General features: G+C 46.1%; 18 protein-coding genes. All 18 read left to right on the top strand.

Annotation, left to right across the window (positions count from 1 at the left end):
- The first annotated feature begins 127 nt into the window (after positions 1-127).
- The gene (gene nrdD, locus H9Q77_RS10380; RefSeq protein WP_022155168.1) at positions 128-2,254 is read left to right on the top strand and encodes an anaerobic ribonucleoside-triphosphate reductase; all 2,127 of its coding nucleotides are present in this window, start codon (positions 128-130) and stop codon (positions 2,252-2,254) included.
- A 32-nt stretch (positions 2,255-2,286) separates the two neighbouring features.
- Positions 2,287-2,808: an anaerobic ribonucleoside-triphosphate reductase activating protein gene (nrdG, locus tag H9Q77_RS10375; protein ID WP_118693475.1), complete on the top strand. Its 522-nt coding sequence runs from the start codon at positions 2,287-2,289 to the stop codon at positions 2,806-2,808.
- Positions 2,809-2,877: 69 nt separating this feature from the next.
- Positions 2,878-5,292, top strand: coding sequence for a histidine kinase N-terminal 7TM domain-containing diguanylate cyclase/phosphohydrolase (locus H9Q77_RS10370; RefSeq protein ID WP_249325457.1), 2,415 nt, complete (start codon positions 2,878-2,880; stop codon positions 5,290-5,292).
- Between the two features lie 222 nt (positions 5,293-5,514).
- Complete coding sequence (locus tag H9Q77_RS10365) at positions 5,515-6,018, top strand: SEC-C metal-binding domain-containing protein (protein WP_118693473.1); 504 nt, start codon at positions 5,515-5,517, stop codon at positions 6,016-6,018.
- An 81-nt stretch (positions 6,019-6,099) separates the two neighbouring features.
- Complete coding sequence (locus H9Q77_RS10360; protein WP_118669026.1) at positions 6,100-6,702, top strand: HdeD family acid-resistance protein; 603 nt, start codon at positions 6,100-6,102, stop codon at positions 6,700-6,702.
- 31 nt (positions 6,703-6,733) lie between these two features.
- Positions 6,734-7,168: a CBS domain-containing protein gene (locus H9Q77_RS10355; RefSeq protein WP_176864292.1), complete on the top strand. Its 435-nt coding sequence runs from the start codon at positions 6,734-6,736 to the stop codon at positions 7,166-7,168.
- Positions 7,169-7,199: 31 nt separating this feature from the next.
- A complete protein-coding gene (locus H9Q77_RS10350; RefSeq protein WP_249325456.1) occupies positions 7,200-7,724 on the top strand; it encodes an adenine phosphoribosyltransferase in 525 nt (174 codons plus the stop codon).
- Between the two features lie 75 nt (positions 7,725-7,799).
- Entirely contained in the window at positions 7,800-10,118 is a 2,319-nt protein-coding gene (locus tag H9Q77_RS10345; RefSeq protein ID WP_249325453.1) for a RelA/SpoT family protein, read from the top strand.
- A 56-nt stretch (positions 10,119-10,174) separates the two neighbouring features.
- Entirely contained in the window at positions 10,175-10,834 is a 660-nt protein-coding gene (locus H9Q77_RS10340) for an MBL fold metallo-hydrolase (RefSeq protein WP_249325452.1), read from the top strand.
- A gap of 90 nt (positions 10,835-10,924) precedes the next feature.
- Positions 10,925-12,370 (top strand): coproporphyrinogen dehydrogenase HemZ, encoded by a 1,446-nt coding sequence (gene hemZ, locus H9Q77_RS10335; protein ID WP_249325450.1) that lies wholly within the window; start codon positions 10,925-10,927, stop codon positions 12,368-12,370.
- Positions 12,371-12,535: 165 nt separating this feature from the next.
- The gene (locus H9Q77_RS10330; RefSeq protein WP_117466280.1) at positions 12,536-13,276 is read left to right on the top strand and encodes a LytR/AlgR family response regulator transcription factor; all 741 of its coding nucleotides are present in this window, start codon (positions 12,536-12,538) and stop codon (positions 13,274-13,276) included.
- Positions 13,273-14,562: a sensor histidine kinase gene (locus H9Q77_RS10325; protein WP_172594721.1), complete on the top strand. Its 1,290-nt coding sequence runs from the start codon at positions 13,273-13,275 to the stop codon at positions 14,560-14,562. The genes H9Q77_RS10330 and H9Q77_RS10325 overlap by 4 nt, the downstream gene beginning before the upstream one ends.
- 327 nt (positions 14,563-14,889) lie before the next feature.
- Entirely contained in the window at positions 14,890-15,450 is a 561-nt protein-coding gene (locus tag H9Q77_RS10320) for a SecY-interacting protein Syd (RefSeq protein WP_119623534.1), read from the top strand.
- A gap of 182 nt (positions 15,451-15,632) precedes the next feature.
- Positions 15,633-19,703, top strand: a complete 4,071-nt coding sequence (locus tag H9Q77_RS10315; protein WP_249325448.1) for an RHS repeat-associated core domain-containing protein — start codon at positions 15,633-15,635, stop codon at positions 19,701-19,703.
- A gap of 4 nt (positions 19,704-19,707) precedes the next feature.
- Entirely contained in the window at positions 19,708-20,127 is a 420-nt protein-coding gene (locus H9Q77_RS10310) for an SMI1/KNR4 family protein (protein ID WP_249325446.1), read from the top strand.
- 264 nt (positions 20,128-20,391) lie between these two features.
- Positions 20,392-20,724: a PH domain-containing protein gene (locus H9Q77_RS10305; RefSeq protein ID WP_249325445.1), complete on the top strand. Its 333-nt coding sequence runs from the start codon at positions 20,392-20,394 to the stop codon at positions 20,722-20,724.
- Positions 20,717-20,920 carry a hypothetical protein gene (locus H9Q77_RS10300; protein WP_249325444.1) on the top strand — a complete coding sequence of 68 codons (204 nt, stop codon included), beginning with the start codon at positions 20,717-20,719 and terminating at the stop codon, positions 20,918-20,920. Before H9Q77_RS10305 ends, H9Q77_RS10300 begins: the two co-directional genes overlap by 8 nt.
- Positions 20,921-21,006: 86 nt before the next feature.
- Complete coding sequence (locus tag H9Q77_RS10295; RefSeq protein WP_249325442.1) at positions 21,007-21,186, top strand: hypothetical protein; 180 nt, start codon at positions 21,007-21,009, stop codon at positions 21,184-21,186.
- Positions 21,187-21,189: the final 3 nt, after the last annotated feature.

Genomic DNA, 21,189 nt, shown 5'->3' with positions numbered 1-21,189 from the left:
AAATCTAGTAACATGCTATGATTTGCGTAGACAGTCGTATCGGGAACTTGCTTCCGATGCGGCTTTTCTTTCGGCTTATGCAGGAATTCGCATCTCGATGGGAATGATATAAAGTGAGGGAACAGCAATGAAGATTCAGAAGAGAGACGGCAGAGTAGTGCCTTATGAAGAGGACAAGATCCGGGAAGCGATCCATAAGGCGAACAACGAAGTGGAGGAGCGGTATCGTGCCAGTGAGGGGTTGATTGAAGAGATCCTGGAGGATGTGCAGCAGGAGGGCAGACAGACTCAGACCGTGGAGCATATTCAGGATATGATTGAGGAACATCTGGTAGAGCACAACAAATATACCCTGGCGAAGAAGTATATCGTATACCGTTACCAGAGAAGTCTGCTCCGCAAATCCAACACCACGGATGAATCTATTTTAAAACTGATCCGGAATGAGAATAAGGAGCTGGCAGAGGAGAATTCCAATAAAAATACCCGCCTGGCATCCACACAGAGAGACTATATTGCAGGTGAAGTGTCCCGTGATGTTACCAGACGTCTGCTTCTGCCGGAGCATATTGCCATGGCACATGACAACGGTGTGCTGCATTTCCATGATGCGGATTATTTTATCCAGCCGATCTTCAACTGCTGTCTGATCAATATCAAGGATATGCTGGACAACGGTACTTCCATAAACGGCAAAATGATCGAATCTCCCAAGAGTTTCCAGGTGGCATGTACTGTGACCACCCAGATCATCGCAGCCGTAGCCAGCAATCAGTATGGCGGCCAGAGTGTGAATATCAAGCATTTGGGAAAATACCTGCGTAAGAGCAGGGAAAAATTTGCAAAACAGCTGGAGGACGAGTTCGGAGATACCTTGGATCAGGCTGCCAAGGATAAGATCGTACAGATGCGTCTGCACGATGAATTAAAATCCGGTGTGCAGACCATCCAGTACCAGATCAATACCCTGATGACCACCAACGGACAGTCTCCGTTCGTGACATTGTTCCTGCATATTGACGAGAACGACGAATATGTGGAAGAGACCGTACAGATCATTATGGAGATCCTGCGCCAGCGCATTGAGGGAACCAAGAATGAGAAGGGTGTCTATGTGACTCCCGCATTCCCGAAGTTAGTCTATGTGTTGGACGAAAATAACTGCTTAAAGGGCGGAAAATACGACTATGTGACCAAGCTGGCCGCACAGTGCTCTGCTAAGAGAATGTACCCCGACTATATCTCTGCCAAGAAGATGCGTGAGAACTACGAGGGCAATGTATTTTCCTGCATGGGCTGCCGTTCCTTCCTGTCTCCATGGAAGGATGAAAACGGAGAGTACAAGTGGGAAGGCCGTTTTAATCAGGGCGTTGTCAGCATCAACCTGCCCCAGATCGGTATCCTGGCAAAAGGAAATGAGGAGAAGTTCTGGAAACTGTTGGATGAGCGTCTGGAGCTGTGCTATGAAGCACTGATGTGCCGTCATAAGGCACTGGAGGGCGTGGTATCCGATGTGAGCCCCATCCACTGGCAGTACGGCGCTATTGCCCGTCTGAAGAAGGGTGAGACCATCGATAAATACCTGCACAACGGTTATTCCACCATGTCTCTGGGATATATCGGATTGTATGAGATGACCTATCTGATGAAGGGCTGCAGCCAGACCGTGGAGCCCGGTAAGGAATTCGCCCTGCGCGTCATGGATTACATGAAGGATCGCTGCGCAAAATGGAAAGAGGAGACCGGCATTGCTTTCAGTCTCTACGGAACTCCCGCAGAGACACTTTGCTACCGTTTTGCAAGGATCGACCGTGAAAAATACGGTGATATTTCCAATGTCACCGATAAAGGATACTATACAAATTCTTATCATGTGGATGTACGGGAGAAGATCGACGCATTTACAAAATTTAAGATCGAGAGTGAATTCCAGAATAAGTCTTTGGGAGGCGCTATCTCTTATGTAGAAGTTCCGAACCTGACCAATAATGTGGAAGCCATCGAGGAAGTGATCCGCTTCATCTATGACAATATCCAGTACGGAGAGTTCAATACCAAATCCGATTACTGTCAGGTATGTGGCTATGATGGTGAGATCATGATCAATGATAACATGGAGTGGGAATGTCCCCAGTGTCATAACAAGGATCATGCGAAGATGAATGTCACCAGAAGGACCTGTGGCTATCTGGGAGAGAACTTCTGGAATGCCGGCAAGACCAAGGAGATCAAGGCAAGAGTTCTTCATCTGTAATGTGCAGATAGTACAAGGGAAGGAAATGTCCTATGAATTATGCAACGATCAAGAAAACAGATGTGGCAAACGGTCCCGGTGTGAGAGTGTCGCTGTTCGTCAGCGGCTGTACCCATCATTGTAAGGGATGCTTTAACAGCGAAGCCTGGGACTTCCATTACGGACAGGCTTACACAGAGGAAACAGAGCAAGAGATTCTGCAGGCACTGGCCCCGGACTATATCCGGGGCTTGAGCTTACTGGGAGGGGAACCCATGGAGCCTGAGAACAGAGGAGCCGTACTTTCTCTGGTGAAGAAAGTAAGAGAGCGATATCCGCAGAAGACCATCTGGTGCTATACGGGATATCATTTTGACAGGGATCTGCTTCGTTGGATGGAAGAAGGGGATCCGGTGATCACAGAGCTTCTGCCGCTTTTGGATGTGATCGTGGATGGAGAATTTATTGAGGAGAGGAAGAATCTGCGGCTTGCTTTCCGGGGATCAGAGAATCAGAGGATCCTGGATGTGCAGTTGTCTTTAAGAGAAAAATGTGGTAAACTCTTAGCTGTATAGAGGATGTGGGACGAATGGGGATATCGTTCCTGCGTAAGGGAAATAAAGCATGAGGGAGTAAAATTAAGTATGGAGAGTTTTCTGGATACGATATGGAATAGAAACCTCTATATTGGTATTCCGTTGGGAGCTTTTTGCTGCTCCCTTTTTCTGTTGTTCAGCTTTTTCCATACCATGAGGAACCGGACAATCCGCGGTCTTCGGCTGGTGCTGACCGCCTGCCTGGTCTGGACGGGCAGTGTGAGCCTTATGAGACTTGGAATATTTCCCGGAGTTTCCTTCTGGCATAATTTCGCCCTGCTTGGTCTTTTGTCGATCCCGATGTTCATGTATGTGTTTCTGTTTGGATTTTTGGAGATTACGGAGCATGATGCCCTGATCTACATATATGGTGTGTTGACGCTGGCGCTGGTGTTGGGAAATGCAAGGAGCGGTACGATCCTGCCGGCACCTGAGCTTGTGAACCGCGCGGATGGCACCTGCGTTTATGTGTATCATGCAACCGTCGGAACCGGTGTTCTCATTGCCATGGAGATCGCAGTAATGATCTATGCCACTTATCTGGCACATTGTAAGATAGGAACAAATGTGGAGCTGCGTAAAAAGCTGTTTCCGCTGCTGCTGGGAACGGTATGTATTCTGGGTGGAAATCTGCTCTGCATGCTGCCCGGAAGTGTATTTCCTTTTGATATGTTGGGCAGTGTGGGGATGGCAATATGCATGGTATATATCATGTACAAGCAGTATCTGTTTGATTTTTCGTATCGGGCAACGGTAGGTGCGGTGTATTTCCTGGCAGTGATCGTAGCAGCGATTCCGGTGGTGATCCTGTCTTATAATCTGGAAATCGTGACAGGGAGCCTTGGACAGGCTGCAGTGCAGAGGCTGATCCTATGCATTGCCCTGCAGTCGGGATGGACAGTACTTGTGATCCTTTTTGCCAGGAAGCGGCTGGATAATATTCTATATCAGAAGCAGAAGCATATGTTGGAAGGAATCCGGCAATTTCAGGACAGGGCGGCATCCATTCTGAGCCGCAGAGAGCTGTTTGCTACACTGCATGATATTCTGGGCGATGCGATCCCCGGATGTGAAGCCAGGATCTTTGAGAAGAATTCGAATGGAGAAGGCTATCGCGAAGCGGTACAGAGCGGACATATTCCATTAAGCAAGGAAGAAGAGGAACGTATTGGTGACCTTGTGAAACAGAATGGTATGTGGGAGCAGTCTGTGATCACAGGCTTAAAATATGATAATCAGATCTGCGGGTTTATCTATATGGAGCGGATGAGGGCAAATAAGCTCAATTATCAGGAAGTGGACTGCATAAGACAATTGGCGAATATTGCATCCGGAAGCCTGAAAAATATTGATGCCTATGAAAGAGTATATCAGGTATCTATTCACGATGAACTGACAGGTCTGTACAACCGCACTTATTGCAACAGATGCCTGCAGAAGGAGGGCGCTCTCGGAGATGCGAGAGGCTTCCTGTATATGGATATGGACAATTTTAAATTGTATAACGATCTGTACGGAGAGCAGACCGGAGACCGGATCTTAAAATGGTGTGCGGAGAAATTGCAGGAAAATGCAGAGAACGGCAAAGTGTTCCGCGTCGGCTCCAATGAATTCCTGATCTCTGTGCCGGAGGCCGGCAGTAAGACGTTGGTGGCACTGGCGGAAAAGCTGGCCCATGCAGTGCAGGAGAATGGCTTGGACAAACCACAGGTCATGCAGCCGATCACCTTCAGTGTCGGCGTGGCATGGTATCCCGAACTGGCGTCGGATGCACCTGATCTTTTTCAAAAAGCTAAGCGTGCAGCTTTTTATGCAAAGCAAAACGGCAAGAACCGGATCCAGGTATATGAAGGAAATATTGACGAGGAGCGCAGGAATAAAGGGACCGGATATGAACAGGTGGCGCCTACGGTGTATGCACTGGTGGCAGCCATCGATGCGAAGGATTCCTTTACCTTCCAGCATTCTACCAATGTATCACAGTATGCGGTGCTGCTGGCACAGAAGCTGGGACTGCCGGGAGATGATATCCAGACGGTAAAGGTGGCTGGATTATTACATGATATCGGTAAGATCGGGATTCCTGAGAGTATCCTGAAAAAGGCGGGGAAGCTTACGAATGAAGAATATGAGATCATGAAGAGCCATGTGCAAAAGTCCATCGAGATGATCCACTATCTTCCGAATATGAACTATGTGATCCCTGCGGTCGTGTCACATCACGAGAGGTACGACGGCAAGGGATATCCCAGAGGACTGAAGGGGGAAGAGATTCCTCTCCTGGGAAGAATTCTGACGGTGTGTGACAGCTTTGATGCAATGATCTCCAAAAGATCTTATAAGGAAGCGCTCAGCGTGGAATATGCTATGGGAGAACTTGAGAAAAATAAGGGAACCCAGTTTGATCCGAAGGCAGCGGATGCATTTATTGAACTGATCAAAGAAGGAAAAGTTCCATTGTAAAAAAGAGGCACCGGAGGGTGCCTCTTTTCAAAAGGGGAGGATTAAGTATTATCGTATCTTCCGTAGGATCAAAGGAGGGGGTCCGATGATAGTAGTAGTCTGCCCGGGATCTGTCTGATTATACATAGGTCATTGATATTTTTTTGTTGTTTTTAAGGACGAGATGTATTATTATATATTATTATAATCATATTAATCACATGTAAGGATGGTATTACAATTATGAATTTGATGGAACAGTGGAGATCAGTAGCATATAATGAGGCAACCGGCAAAGACAAGCTGCAACAGCTTTGGGCAACTTATTTCCAGGAGGAGAAGGAGATCTATGCACAGCTTCTGAAGAACCCCGATGAAGTAGTAAAGGGCACGGTAAAGGAACTGGCGGACAAGTATCAGGTATCCCTGATGACGATGACCGGATTCCTGGACGGTATTAACGACAGCCTGGTAGAGAAGAACCCTCTTGATGATCTGGAAGAGGACACCCAGGTAAACTTAGGCTTTGACAAGGCTCTCCTGTACAAGAACATGGTAGCGGCAGAGGCTGACTGGCTGTACAATCTGGAAGAGTGGAACGCTATTTTCGATGAAGAGACCCGTAAGGAACTGTACAAAGAGCAGAAATCTTCTACAACCATTGTAAAGGAGCAGAAGGTTTATCCCAATGATCCCTGTCCCTGCGGAAGCGGCAAAAAGTATAAAAAGTGCTGCGGCAGAAAGTAAATTGAACACAAAGGGGTTTTCCGCATATATGCAGAGAGCCTCTTTTTCGTTTTAGGAGTTTCAGGAAAGGAAGGGTTACATATGAAAATGCTGAAGGAATTGAAATGGGAAGCAATTCTTACCGGTGTGCTGTATATTCTCTTAGGGATCGTGGCACTGGTGATCCCCGAGACCATGCAGAAGACACTGGGGTATCTGATCGGTATCGTACTGATCGTGGCAGGACTGGTATCTATTATCTGCTATCTGCTCAGGGATGCCAGAGAGAACTATTATCACAATGAGTTTGTATTCGGTATTCTCGGAATCGTGCTGGGAGCAGTAGTCCTGTACAAGGTAGAGATCGTCATCTCCCTGATTCCCTTTATTCTGGGAGTACTGGTTCTGTGCAGCGGATGCAGCAAACTGCAGGATGCCATTGACCTGAAAAGACTGGGTTACGGCAGCTGGCTGGGACTTCTTATTGTGGCGGCAATCAACATCATTCTCGGAGTGGTACTGATCTACAATCCGTTCAAAGCAGCGATTCTGTTGTTCCGTGTTCTGGGAGTGGTACTGATCCTCAGTGGTGCCGGCGATTGTTTTTCTACGATTTATTTTGCACGCAAGCTCAGGAGATTCAAACAGGAGCAGGATGCCCTGGACAGCACTTTCGAAGAGGTCGATCCCAAGGATCAAAATTAACGGACACAAAAGAACAGGCAGGAGGAACATTGTGAATATTGCATCTTTTTTGTCCCCGAAGGAGGAGGTTACTTTTCTTCGGGACGATATGACCATCAGGCAGGGGTTGGAGAAGATGAAACGTTACGGCTACACGGCGGTACCGGTGATCGATGCCGAGGACAGGTATGTGGGTGTAGTCAGTGAGGGGGATTTTCTGTGGAATATCTTAAGCCACAACAGTGAACTGGACAGCATTACCATGAAAAGTCTGGAGAAGCTGTCGATAAGGGATATCATCCAGAGCGGCAAGATCCGTCCGGTGTGTATCGATACGAATATGGAAGAACTGTTGGGCCAGGCGCAGATGCAGAACTTTGTACCTGTGATCGATGACAGAAATGTATTCATCGGGATCATTACCCGAAGTGAGATCATCAAATATTTTATAAAAAAACAGATTGAAGTAGCAGAAAAGCAGTTATAATTCGTTAAATAAGAGAAAGGTGTGTAGAATCATGAAAAAGTTGGAAGAATATGTAAAGAGCATTCCCGATTTCCCGGAGAAGGGTATCATTTTCCGAGATGTCACAAGTGTGCTGCAGGATGCGGACGGACTGCATCTGGCAATCGATACCATGCAGGAGAAGATCAAGGATCTGGATTATGATGTGGTAGTAGGTCCTGAGTCCCGTGGATTTATCTTCGGAACACCGATCGCATACAATAATCATAAGCCCTTTGTATTGATCCGCAAAAAGGGCAAGCTTCCCAGAGAGACCGTATCTGCCACATATGATCTGGAATATGGTTCCGCTACCATTGAGATGCACAAGGACAGCATCAAGCCCGGTCAGAAGGTTCTGATCGTGGATGACCTGATCGCTACCGGAGGTACCACCGAGGCTATGATCAGACTGATTGAGTCTCTGGGCGGCGAAGTAGCCGGCGTGGTAGTGCTGATCGAACTGGCAGGACTGAAAGGCCGTGAGCGCATTAGCAGATATCGTCTGGAGTCAGCGATCTGTTACGAGGGAAAATAAAAAGTAACTATGCAGAGGCAGTTTTGCCTAGCTCTGTATAGTTGCCAAAATATTATATATGGAGCTGTTTCGTCTATGACAGAAGAGAAGAACGAGATCATTTTTGATGATGACAAGATAAGTAAATCAGAAGAATTCGTGAATCCGGAGGAATTATATCAGGAGCTTATTCAATGTGTGCAAAAATATCATCCCAGTGATGATATCTCCATGATCGAGAAAGCCTATAAGGTCGCCAGCGAGGCACACAAAAATCAGTTCCGGAAGTCCGGCGAGCCTTATATCATCCATCCGTTGAATGTGGCAATCATTCTGGCGGATCTGAAGCTGGATAAAGAGACCATCGTGGCAGGTATCCTGCACGATGTGGTGGAAGATACCGTGATGACGGAGGAGGATCTTAGGAGAGAATTCGGTGATGATGTAGCACTTCTGGTAGACGGAGTGACCAAACTGGAGAAAATTCCGCTGTCCGGCAGCAACGGAGAACAGTCAGATGCCAAGCTGGAGATGCAGGCGGAGAATCTGCGTAAGATGTTCCTCGCCATGGCGAAGGATATCCGCGTCATTATGATCAAACTGGCGGATCGTCTGCACAATATGCGCACGTTGAAGTACAAGACGCCGGAGAGCCAGCAGAGGATTGCCAAGGAGACACTGGAGATTTATTGCCCCATCGCCCAGAGACTTGGTATCAGCAAACTGAAGATCGAACTGGATGACTTGTCGCTGAAGTATCTGGAGCCGGATATCTATTATGATCTGGTGGATAAGATCGCTGTCCGTAAGAGCGTCCGTGAAAAATATATCCAGGGTATTGTGGATGAAGTCAGTGAACATATTAAGAATGCCGGCATCGAAGCCAAAGTCGATGGCCGTGTAAAGCATTTTTTCAGTATTTATAAGAAGATGAAGAACCAGCACAAGACGCTGGATCAGATCTATGATCTCTTCGCTGTGCGTATCATCGTGGAGACGGTGAAGGACTGTTATGCGGCACTGGGTGTGATCCATGAAATGTATAAACCCATTCCGGGGCGCTTCAAGGATTATATTGCCATGCCCAAAGCAAATATGTACCAGTCCCTGCATACGACGCTGATCGGCAGCAACGGACAGCCTTTTGAGATCCAGATCCGTACCTTTGAGATGCACCGCGTGGCGGAATACGGTATTGCCGCCCACTGGAAATACAAGGAGGCTTCCGACGGCAAGAAGCCGGAGGTACAGGAAGAAGAGAAGCTGGTATGGCTGCGACAGATCCTGGAGTGGCAGCGGGACATGTCGGATAACAAGGAATTCATGAATCTGCTGAAGAACGATCTGGATCTGTTCTCCGACAGCGTATACTGCTTTACTCCTACCGGTGAGGTCAAGAACCTTCCGGCAGGATCTACCCCGATTGACTTTGCTTACAGCATTCATTCCGCCGTGGGTAACAAGATGGTGGGAGCGAGAGTCAACGGGAAGCTTGTGACCATTGATTATAAGATCAACAACGGAGACCGGATCGAGATCATCACTTCGCAGAACTCCAAGGGTCCCAGCCGTGACTGGCTGAATGTGGTAAAAAGTACCCAGGCCAAGAACAAGATTAACCAGTGGTTCAAGAATGAGTTAAAGGAAGACAATATTTTAAAGGGCAAGGATCTGCTTTCCGGCTACTGCAAAGCCAGAGGCATCAACCTTGCCAGCCTGCAGAAGCAGGAGTATATGGATGCCATTATGCGCAAGTATGGATTCCGGGACTGGGATTCTGTACTGGCGGCTATAGGACACGGTGCTCTGAAAGAAGGGCAGATCGTCAACAAGATGCAGGAGCTGTACGACCGTGACCATAAGAAAGAGATGACCAACGAGGAAGTTCTGGCAAGCATTGCGGAGAACAATGCGGCAAATGCGCAAAGTGGTGCGAACAAGCCTGTCCTCATGAAGTCCAAGAGCGGTATCGTGGTAAAGGGTATCGCGGATCTGTCAGTGCGTTTTTCCAAGTGCTGTTCTCCTGTGCCGGGGGATGAGATCGTGGGTTATGTGACCCGTGGAAGAGGTATCTCTATTCACCGTACCGACTGTATCAACATCATCAATCTGCCGGAGATGGAGAGGGCGAGATTGATCGATGCGGAATGGCAGCCGGAGGAGGCACATGCGGAGAAATATCTGGCGGAGATCAAGATCTATGCCAACAACCGTAACGGACTGTTAGCGGATATTTCCAAGGCGCTGACGGAGAAAAATATTGATATCATGTCCATGAACACCAGAACCAACAGACAGGGTCTGGCAACGCTGCAGACGACCTTCGAGATCAGCGGCAGAGAGGAACTGAACCGTATCATTGACAAGATCCGGGGCATCGAGAGCGTCATTGACATCGAGAGAACCACAGGCTGATAAGGTGATGTCCGGAAAACGGCGGAACCTGTCGGGAAACAGAAAGTGAGATTATTATGAGCAATATCCGTATCGGACATATGACGCTGGGAATCTATCAGACCAACTGTTACTTTGTATACAGAGAGAACAGTGATAAAGTGCTGGTATTCGACCCCGCGGATCATGGAGAGAAAATTGAGGCGGCACTTGGGCAGCACGGACTACATACAGCAGCGATCCTTCTGACCCATGGACATTTCGACCATATCGGTGGCTGTGAGGAATTGAAGGCGGCAGCGGATGCCTATGCCGGGGAGCATGGAGAGAACCCCGTGAAAATATATGCCGGGGAGGCGGAGAAAAAGTTTCTTCTGGATACGAAGAGCAACCTGTCGAAAGATATGGGACGCCCGGTAACGGTCACCGCGGATGTGTATCTGAAGGATGGCGAGGAACTGGATCTGGATGGCATCCGGATCAAAGTTCTGGCAACGCCCGGACATACTGCAGGCGGTGTCAGCTATTATTTCCCAGAGGGAGGGTTCTTAATCTGCGGGGATACCCTGTTCCAGGAATCCGTGGGCAGAACTGATTTCCCCACCGGCAGTATGAGTACGCTGGTGCGTTCGGTGAAGGAGAAGCTGTTTACTCTGCCGGAGGATACGGTAGTCTATCCGGGACACGGCGACAGCACCACCATCGGACATGAGAAGAAATATAATCCGTTTTGCTAATAGGGTTCTGAATAGTTACAATACTGAAATATATTCGGGCACAGAAAGAGTTATCTCTGTGCCTGTATTTATGTAAATGAGGAAAATACAATGAAAGTAGTGAAATTATCCCATCCTAACTATGAATATGATGTACATTCTTTGGTGAAGGCTTTTTATGCGGAGGACCAGGTCACGGTCATCACCCCGGAGACAAAACCGGAGAAGCTGGCAGAGCTGGAACCGCAGGTCAGTCTGGAAATCGAACTGGGGGACACCGGGGCGAAGATTCGTGTGGGAGAAGAGATTTTTTTGTGGGAGGCAGCATCGGAGGCAATCGCGGATGGCTATAAGAACGGTCTGAAACGTTTCCTGTACCGCACCTTAAGCAAGGTGACCGGGCAGAAACTCCCATGGGGAAACCTTACCGGCATCCGTCCCACGAAGATTGCCTACGGTATGCTGGATGAGGGCAGAAGCGATGCAGAGATTCTGGATTTCATGGAGCAGAGCCATTACGTCAGCGAAGAGAAGGCACTTTTGGGAATCGATATTGCGAAGAGAGAGCGGGATCTGTTAAAAGAGATTCATTATGAGGGCGGCTACAGTCTGTACATCGGGATTCCGTTCTGCCCTACAACCTGTCTCTATTGCTCCTTTACCTCTTATCCGATCGCTGCATTCCGCAGGCAGGTGGACGCCTATGTGGACGCTGTGATCAAAGAGATGGATTATGTGGCGGAGAACTTTCAGGACAAGGTACTGGATACCGTCTATATCGGCGGTGGTACGCCCACCACACTGGAACCGGAGCAGCTGGACCGTCTGATCACGGCATTAAAGTCCAAGTTTGATTTCTCTACCGTGAAGGAATTCACTGTGGAAGCCGGTCGTGCCGACAGCATCACCAGAGAGAAGCTGGAGGTACTGCATCGTCACCAGGTCAGCCGTATCTCCGTGAATCCCCAGACTATGAAGCAGGAGACACTGGATATCATCGGCAGAAAGGCCAGCGTGGAACAGGTACTTACGGCATATCGGCTGGCGAGAGAGGTCGGATTTGATAATATCAATATGGATCTGATCCTGGGACTGCCGGGGGAACTGGAGGCGGATGTACAGCGTACAATCGAAAGGATCGTGGAACTGGCCCCGGACAGCCTGACCGTTCATTCCCTGGCCATCAAGCGTGCATCCCGCCTGAACCAGTGGATCCAGGAGAACGGCGTCTCCATGCTTCACAACACCGACGAAACCATGAAGATCGCGGCGGCGGGAGCTGAGAAGCTTGGAATGAAGCCCTATTACCTCTACCGCCAGAAGAACATGTCCGGCAACTTCGAGAACACCGGCTACGCCCGCCCCGGAAAATACGGCCTGTATAACATCCTCATCATGGAGGAGAAACAGACCATCGTGGCTTTGGGAGCCGGAAGCATCACCAAGAGAGTCTTCCCCGACGGAAGAATCGAGCGGTGTGACAATGTGAAGGATGTGGGACTGTATATTGAGAAGATTGATGAGATGATCAAGAGGAAGAGGGAATTGTTTACGTAAAACAGGGGAAATCGTTTGTATAGTAATAATATCAAAAAAATAAGAATAGTTGCTGATGTTGCCAGTGTTTTTGCGGAAAGTCTTGAAAGGAGGAAACTATATTGGGCTGAACAGTTGCATACTGGCATCGTATTATAGCATGCGAAGGAGAAAGGGGAATTCTCAATGTTAAGAGTTGCTATATGTGAGGATGTTTTATCTGAGTTGCAGAAGCAAACACAGATCATACAATCCATCATGGCAAGGCTATCCAAAAATGTGAAATTTTTTTGCTTCCGGAGTGGGGAAGAATTATTAATGGAAACAGACACCACGGGAAATATGGACATCGTTTTTTTAGATGTGGAAATGCTTGGTATCAGCGGAATTGAAACCGCGCGTATCCTTAGGGAAAGAGACAGCAGGGTAATTCTGATTTTTGTATCCTGTCATAACCAGTACTGCAAGGAAATGATTGAAGTGCAGCCATATGCATTTATAGATAAGCCGGTGTCTGAAGAAAAATTGGAGAAGATCCTGAAACGGGTGTTTGAAACACATTTGAATTCCGATGACAGTTATTGCTTTTCTTATAATAAAAGGCAATACAATATTCCACTGAATCAGATCCGGTTTTTCCAAAGTGATAAAAGAATCGTACAGATCAATGCAGTACAGCTGGATATGCCTGAATTGGAATACTTATTTTATGGAAAATTGGAAGAAGTGGAAAGGAATCTGCGGAAAGCAAATGTAAAATTCCTGAGAATCAGAAAATCGTTGCTCGTGAATACTCGTTTTATTAAGGAGTATTCTGCGGACAGGGTTGTTCTGGATAATGGACGGGAAGTAGAAATCAGTAAAAATTACAGAGATCATGTAAGACAGCATTATATTTCAATGTTAAAGGGGAGAAGATGGGAATGATGCTTGTTCTGGCTATTGTGGAGATTTTTTCTGTAATACTGCAGCGTATTTTTTGTGACAGTACATTGAAAAAGAAGAAAATTCGCAGGTATACAGACTATCTGGTATGGGGAGGATATTTTGCGGTCTTCAACGGTGTTACATATGTTTTAACGTATCTGGGAGATGGCACGAGTAATATCTGGCTGAATATATTACTTTTTGTATGTATTTTTTTTGTGACGATCAGAATCCTATATACTGATTCAGTCAGAACATTGATGGCGACGACTATATTTATGTATATGAGCGGCATGTGTGCAGAATTGCTCGTGTATTACGGAAAAGAATTTCTGGCATGGACAGATGATGCAGAAGTAACCTTGCTGTGCACAGTGTTATCTAAAATTGTCTGGTATTTGATTATTAAATTTACCTCTCTCATTATAAAACTGAACAGAAAAGCGGAACTGAATCTTCAGGATTGGTTGGAAGTATTTATCGTTCCGGTCTGTAGTATATGGATCCTGATTTCCGTTTTTATCACAGGAACCCTTGAAAACTATTTCTGGGGATTTATTGTAGTATTCATGATCCTGCTGATCAACGTCTTTACCTACTATCTGTATGATAAAGCAAAAGAAAATATGGAAAAACAAATGCGGGAAGAAATCCTGAAAAATCAGTGTGAGTACTATATTCGCCAGAACCGGGAAAGTAAGGAATGGTGGGAAGAATTAAGGAAGCTGCGTCACAATATGAAGCAGCATTACATATTGGAAAATACTTATTTGGAAAAGGAAGATTATGAAGCCCTGAAAAGATACTGCAGTGAAAATCTGAAGTTTTTAGACAAAAAAGATTTTATTTCCAATAGCGGAAATCTTTATATTGACAGTGTGGTTAATTACAAGGCAGATATGGCGGAAAAGGCAGGAATAAAGGTGACAGCCAATACGGAAGTGCCGCAGGATGCGGAGATGAATGCAGAGGATATCAGCATTTGTCTGGGCAATCTATTGGATAATGCCATAGAAGCTGTAAAGGAACTGACCGAAGATAGGGTGATCAGGCTATGGATCACCACAGACGGTAATAATATAGCCATCAGTATTAAAAACCGGTATAAAAATGCATTGCATAAAAGCGGGGGACGATATCTGACAAGCAAGGAAGACGACAGGATGCATGGAATCGGTCTTTCGATCGTCAGACAGATCGTGGATCAATATGCCGGTGAGATGGAGATACGGGAGGAAGATAATGTTTTTGATGTAATGATATTAATGTATGATTTTTTAACATAAAAAGAATACGGAATATGTGAATACCCGGATTAAGATATGCTTTTCAAGAGAAACGTTTCGAAGCATATTTTAACCCGGGTATTTTTATCCAAAAGTTACATATAACCCGGTCGTTTTTGACATCTACGGTTATGACTTGTCGATATGTGTTATAATCTGCAAAAAATAAGGTAGTGGTCAGGCTATGCCAATTCCTGTAGGATTGCATCCGGGGAGTGGTGGAATTCATAATATAGAAAAACAATATGGCATCTGGGGCGGGATAGATGGAGATGTATTCTCGAAGATGCTTCAAAATATCAAGTCTATGACAATACGAACAAAAAAATGGATAAGAATGGAGATAAAATAATGTCAGTAAAAAATGAATTGGATAATTTTTTTGAAAGATTTTTAGCAGCATACCAAAAAACAGAGGATGGATTACCTAAACGTCCCAGGAGAAAAGATGTAGATCAGGCAGTTTATGTGGGAGAAGCAGATAATGCTGGATGGTGTAAATGGAGACCACTGGCATATGGAAAAGAGGAAACTTTTATAAAGCTATTAGAGACATATGGAATTGAAAGCAACCGAGATATAATTGAATACTTTAGCACCTATCATTTTTTGGGGTTTAATATAAATTATAAAAAAAGTAGAATTGCAATAAGTGGTGTGGATCCTAGAGATGGGTATAGAAGTTTAAAACAAATAATGGAGGCATATACCGATCTGAATGGCAAGGTAACACATTTTGTGATTGGAGTGGAGTCGAAAGTGAACTATTCTGTAGTGGTAGAAATAAAGACAGGAATTGTTAAATTTGTAGATGACGAAAAAGGAAAAATGAGAAAAATTGCACCATCTTTGGAAGAATTTATAAAAGGATGGGAACCGTGGGTTTAAGCAAGTCGAAAAAGACGATGGATATAAACCACTAAGCCCCGGGAAAATGGAAAAATAACACAAGAGATGAGGAATGACGGATACGATATTTCTGACAAGTGCTATTGTCTTCTACAGTGTTTATTTAACGATGATGTATTGTTAATGAATTTTTATTAGATTAATTCCCGGATGGCTTTGAAGTGCACCATGAATATAATGAGCACCATGATCTGGTACATACATGGGACAGCGACGGAAGAGAGACCCTCTATACTTATGACCAGGAACACAATCCGGTCAGGACGATGGAAAAGATCAAAGAGGGCAAATGGAAAGAGACGGCCCGGAAGTATGATTTCAGGGGAAGATGCATTCTGGAGCGGGATGCCCTCGGAAACGAAAGCCTTAAGGAATATGAAGCCAGCCGGGCATACCCCAGCCGTGTCATTACGCCGAAGGGGGAGGAGACTGCCTACGGCTACGATACCGTAGGCCGCAGACTGTCCATCAGCAATACTTACGGCACGGTGGAGCTGGCTTACAATTCCAGAAACTTTGTCACCAGCCGCATCGACGGGGAAGGCTACACCACCCGTAGATTCTATGACCGCATGGGCAATCTGACCACTTACTATCCACCCGTGCAGTGGGAAAAGAAAGAGAGCGGCTATGAGTACCGCCACGATTTTCTGGAACGTGTGGTAGATACCATATCTCCCCTGCAGGAACATCACCGTGTATTCCGTAACTTTGACGGGGACATCACCAGCCGGATCCATCCGGTCAGCTATGCCCTGAAAGGCGAAGAGGGAGAAGGAACCCGCTATGAGTACAATTCTGACGGGAACTGCATCCGTATCCTTTATCCGGACGGAGGCGTGGAGCGGAGATTCTATGATGCGGACGGCAACATGATCAAACAGGTACAGCCGGAATCTTATGATGCAGATTCGGATGACGGCAATGGCTACCGCTATGCCTATGACGCCTGCGGCCGGATGACAGAAGTACAGGATCCCGGGGGGAACATCCTGCACACCTACGAGTACAACGGGCACGGACAGATCCTCCGGGAAGTGGACGGCGAAGGAAAGGAGGTCCTCTATACCTATAATGATCTGGGCTGGAAGATCCGGGAACAGATAAAAGTGCAGGAGACCGATCCTGCGCTGTACCGTGTCATCGCCTATACCTATGACAGTCAGGGCAATAAGGTGGAGGAGGCCTACGGACAACAGGAAGTAGAACAGGACGGAGAGCCGGATGGCTGGCACCGGATCCATTTTTCCTACGATAAAAACAATCATCTGAATGTAGTGAAAGATGACTTTGGGGCAAAAATGCGCTACGATTATGACTGTCTGGGAAATGTAACGCTGGAAGAGCGTGTCATTGCGGACGGTGTTCATAGTGTTATTCATTATGCCTACAATAAAAACGGGTGGCTTGTTCAGCGGACGGAGGAAATCCAGGGCAACGGCCCGGTACAGGCCGCCGTTACAAGATATGCCTACGATGCCAACGGCAACCTGACAAAGATCACCACCCCGAAGGGCTCCGAGATCCACAGAAGCTACGATGCGGACGACCGCCTGACCGAGGAGAGAGTCCTTGACAGAAAGAACGGTATCGACAGACGGGTGCAGTATGCCTATGATGCGGCCGGAAATGTGCTGAAACAGGCCATTCTGGGAACGGACGGGGAATGTCTGGAGAGCAGCACCCGGTATGACCTGAAAGACCGGGCGACCCACAGAACCAATCCGGCAGGAGGGGTGACCCGCTATCTCTATGACCGGAATGACAGGCTGCGGAAAGAGATCAATCCCTACGGCTACGAGCCGGAGAGCGATGACGGGGCGGGGGTATCCTACACCTATGACAGCCGTGGCAACCGCATCCGTACCACCAATGCATTAGGTGAAGTGGTACAGGAGTTTTCTTACAATCTGCGGAATCAGCCGGTTATCCAAAAGGACACGTTTGGAAACCGGACAGAGCTTTCCTACGAATTGGATGGAAAGATCAAGGATGTCCGGCGATCAGGGAACCATCAGCGTACCCTCCAGCAGTATGAGTATAATGCCAGAGGGCAGATCACGGGAGTTGTGGACGGCAACCAGAATCCCATTTCCTATGACGTGGACAGCTGGGGACGCATCACAGGCATTGGCTTTGCGGACGGGGTGAAGGAAGGCTATGAATACACCCCGGCAGGGCAGGTCAGCAGGACTATAGACGGTAACGGCAATGCAGTGCAGTACCGTTACAACAGCCTTGGCAAAGTCAGCGAGCGAACGGATCAGCTGGGATTCACAGAGACCTTCCGGTATGACGAGGAGGGCAACCTGTCCCTGCATATCGACCGGGACGGAAGACAGCTGCAGCGTGCCTGCAACGTGTTCGGACAGCCCGTGTATGAGAAGGCGTCCGATGCAGAAGGAAAGCACACCAACATCAGCACCTGGCACTATGACAGCCTGGGCCGGGTGACCCGTGCTGTCTGCGATGGAAAGTCCTATGAATACATCTACGATGCACATGGCAACCTGAAAGAAAAGCGTTCCAACGGGAAACGCTTAGTTTCCTATACCCATGACAGGGCAGGGCAGATCACGGAGATCAGGGATCCCGCGGGAGTCTGCACCCGGTATGAGTATGACATTCTGGGCAGACGAAGCCGCATCTTTAATGATGACGGACTGGAAGTGCGCTACGGCTATGATGCCCTGAACCGCATCTGCGATATCCGTTACGGCAATGGCGTGAAGACCGCCTATACCTATGACGGGGACGGAAACGTCCGCACGCTGGAAACCAGAGCGGGTGAAAATGTCCTGCTCTCCTTTGCATACCGGTATGACGGCAACGGAAACCGCACAGCGAAGACAGGCATGCAGGCGACTCTGGGCGGCATCACCACAGGGAATAATGCGTTGGATATCTCCTATGCTTATGATGTCCGGGGACAGCTTCTGGAAGAGCGGCGGAACGGCGCTTCTGTTTCGTATGCCTATGACAAAGCCGGGAACAGAATCCGGAAGACGGATGGGCAGGGAGAAATCCGCTATCTTTATAATGAGAAGAACCAGCTGGTCGAAGAGGAAAGCCCTGCCGATAGAAAACAGTTTTCTTATGACCGTCAGGGCGGTATAATAGAGGAGAAAAATGCAGCCGGGATCCGCCGGTTCTCCTATAACAGCCGCCACCAGCAGACAAGGGGGGAAACCGAAACCGGCAGCGTGCAGGAGAACCGCTATGACGCGGAAGGACTGCGCTTTGAACTGCTGGAAAACGGCAGGAGGACCAGCTTTGTATACCACGATGGAGAGCTTCTGCAGGAGGAGGGAAGAGAAGAGCAGAAGACCAGTTATCATCTCGGAGCAGGGATGGAAGCGTTCCGCAGAGGACAGGAACTGTCCTACTACCACAGGGACGAACAGCAAAGTACGACGTTTATTACCGGCGGACATGGAGATGTTCTGAACAGCTATCAGTATGATGCCTTTGGCATACCCCTTGATACCACAGAGCAGTTGAATAACCGCATCCGATACACAGGGCAACAGTATGATGAACTGACAGAGCAGTATTACCTGCGGGCGAGGTACTATAATCCGGTTGCCGGGCGTTTTATGCAGGAAGACGTCTATCAGGGGGATGGACTGAATCTGTATGCGTACTGCGGGAATAACCCGGTGGTGTATGATGATCCGAGTGGGTATAAAAGGAAAGCTTGTCCTCCGCAGGGGAAAATTAGTGAAAGTGTTGATGAGACCAGCTATGGGAAATCAAGTAGTAATTGTACGGAATTGGTACCATATTATCCCGCAAATAATGGAGCTGAGAGTGGTAGTTCTTCCTTACAAGATATTGCTAATAAGGCGGCACAAGAATATAATGCCAAATATAATCCATATGAAAGAGCAATAAGCAAGGGGTATACAGATGTTAAAAAGACAGCAAATGGTGGAGTGAGCTTTCAAGGTTCTGAATATATGTATTATCATAATGGTCAGGAAGCTCGTAAAGTTATCCAAGCTACAGGTAATAGAAATAATGATTTTAAAATGGCAAATCAAGCAATGAGATTATTAGAAACACCAGATGGTTATGTGTGGCATCATTTGGATGATTATAATGTTGAAAAAAATACAATTACAATGGAATTAGTAATGGATGAAGCACATAATGCATCGAAACCACATTCGGGAGGTTGTGCACAGTATGATAGTGTTAACGGACCGACATATAACAAGAAAAGGAGATAAATAGATGTACGGATTTGTAAAAGAAAAAAGTGAAAACACCCATATTTCAAGTTGTGAGGTATTGGAAATTGAGAATAAGTATAATATTAATTTTCCGACAATACTTAAAGAATATTATTTACAACATAATGGTGATAAGATTAGATTATGTATTTTTACAGTTGATGAAGAAGAATTTGGGGTAGCAAAGATTGTTGAATTAAAATATGGAAACTGTAGTTTTGAAAAAATAGTAAAAAATGACAGAGAAGATGGAATTATAGATGAGCATCTATATCCATTGGCAAGAAATGAAGGTGGTGATTATTTTTATTGGGATATAAGAGATGAAAATGTATATATGATATATTGTGATGATGTGGAGAATCCAGTTTGGGTATGTGATTCTATTAAAGCATTTTTTGACTTAATGGAAAATAATTAGTTGTGAAAAATGCAAATGCTTACTATGGTTTTAATTATGTCTCCACTTAAGGACACCCGAAATCAAAACTGAATATTTAGTTCCAATATGGTAAACTTTTAAGCAGATGTAACAGTCGGCTTTGGGAAATGTATTCATTTTTCGGGGTAGGAGCATCGGCTTGGATAATTATAAGGGTAAAGAGTCTTTGTCAAGAGTGGTAGAAAGGCTGATTTTTATGTAACGCCTAGTGGTGATGTTGTACCTGCAACAGGTTATAGATATATGGATTCAGGAAGAGCAAATGATGCAATAATCAGTGGAGAGCAATATACTACATATATTGGATTCAAAAAATATGATTCGGCATCTCAAGTAAAAGATGCATTTCAGATTGCGGACTCGTGGAGTGATTGCAAAGTTAGAGGTGAATTTGATACGTTACAAGTCATTGACGATTTATATGTTCCTACAACAAAAGGTAATACGACAGCTATTCCTGAACCTATTACATTTAGCTATCCTGAATATGGAAAAGGGGGAGAACATCAATTAAGAGTTGATAAAGTTATTAAATTTACAAATGTAGATTTTATAGGAGATTATAAAAATGAGTGAAGATAAAATAATAAAAATAATAGATGAATTGTACGAAAAATATGGAGTTGAGAGAATATTTTACTCTGATATGGAAACAGAACAAATTATACGAGGTATGAAAGGTATATTAGCTAATCTTGATTTGAACAAACAGAAATCTTATACTAAAGAGGATGCGGAGTTAATCAAAGATATATATGGCATGTACTGTTGAAAGTATAAAAAAATATTTTCAATAAGGTCTGCAACAGGTAAAGGAGGATGTAGACAGATACTTTGCAAATTGGGACAGCTACAGTAATGAAGAAAGGCTGTTTGAAGCACAGATACTATCCCGGCGGACTTCTCAGAGAGAAGAAAGCCAGTGGCAGAACGCTGATGTCCTATACCTATGATCTGGATGGAAAAAAGATTTCACAGAGGGATCTGACCGGAAAGAGCACAGGATATGCCTATAACAGAAACGGCATGCTTTCATAGGTA

Source organism: Simiaoa sunii, assembly GCF_014337175.1.
Taxonomy (GTDB): Bacteria; Bacillota; Clostridia; order Lachnospirales; family Lachnospiraceae; genus Acetatifactor; species Acetatifactor intestinalis.
The sequence above is the reverse complement of the archived record's forward strand: the minus strand, read 5'-3'. Positions and strand labels throughout refer to the sequence as shown.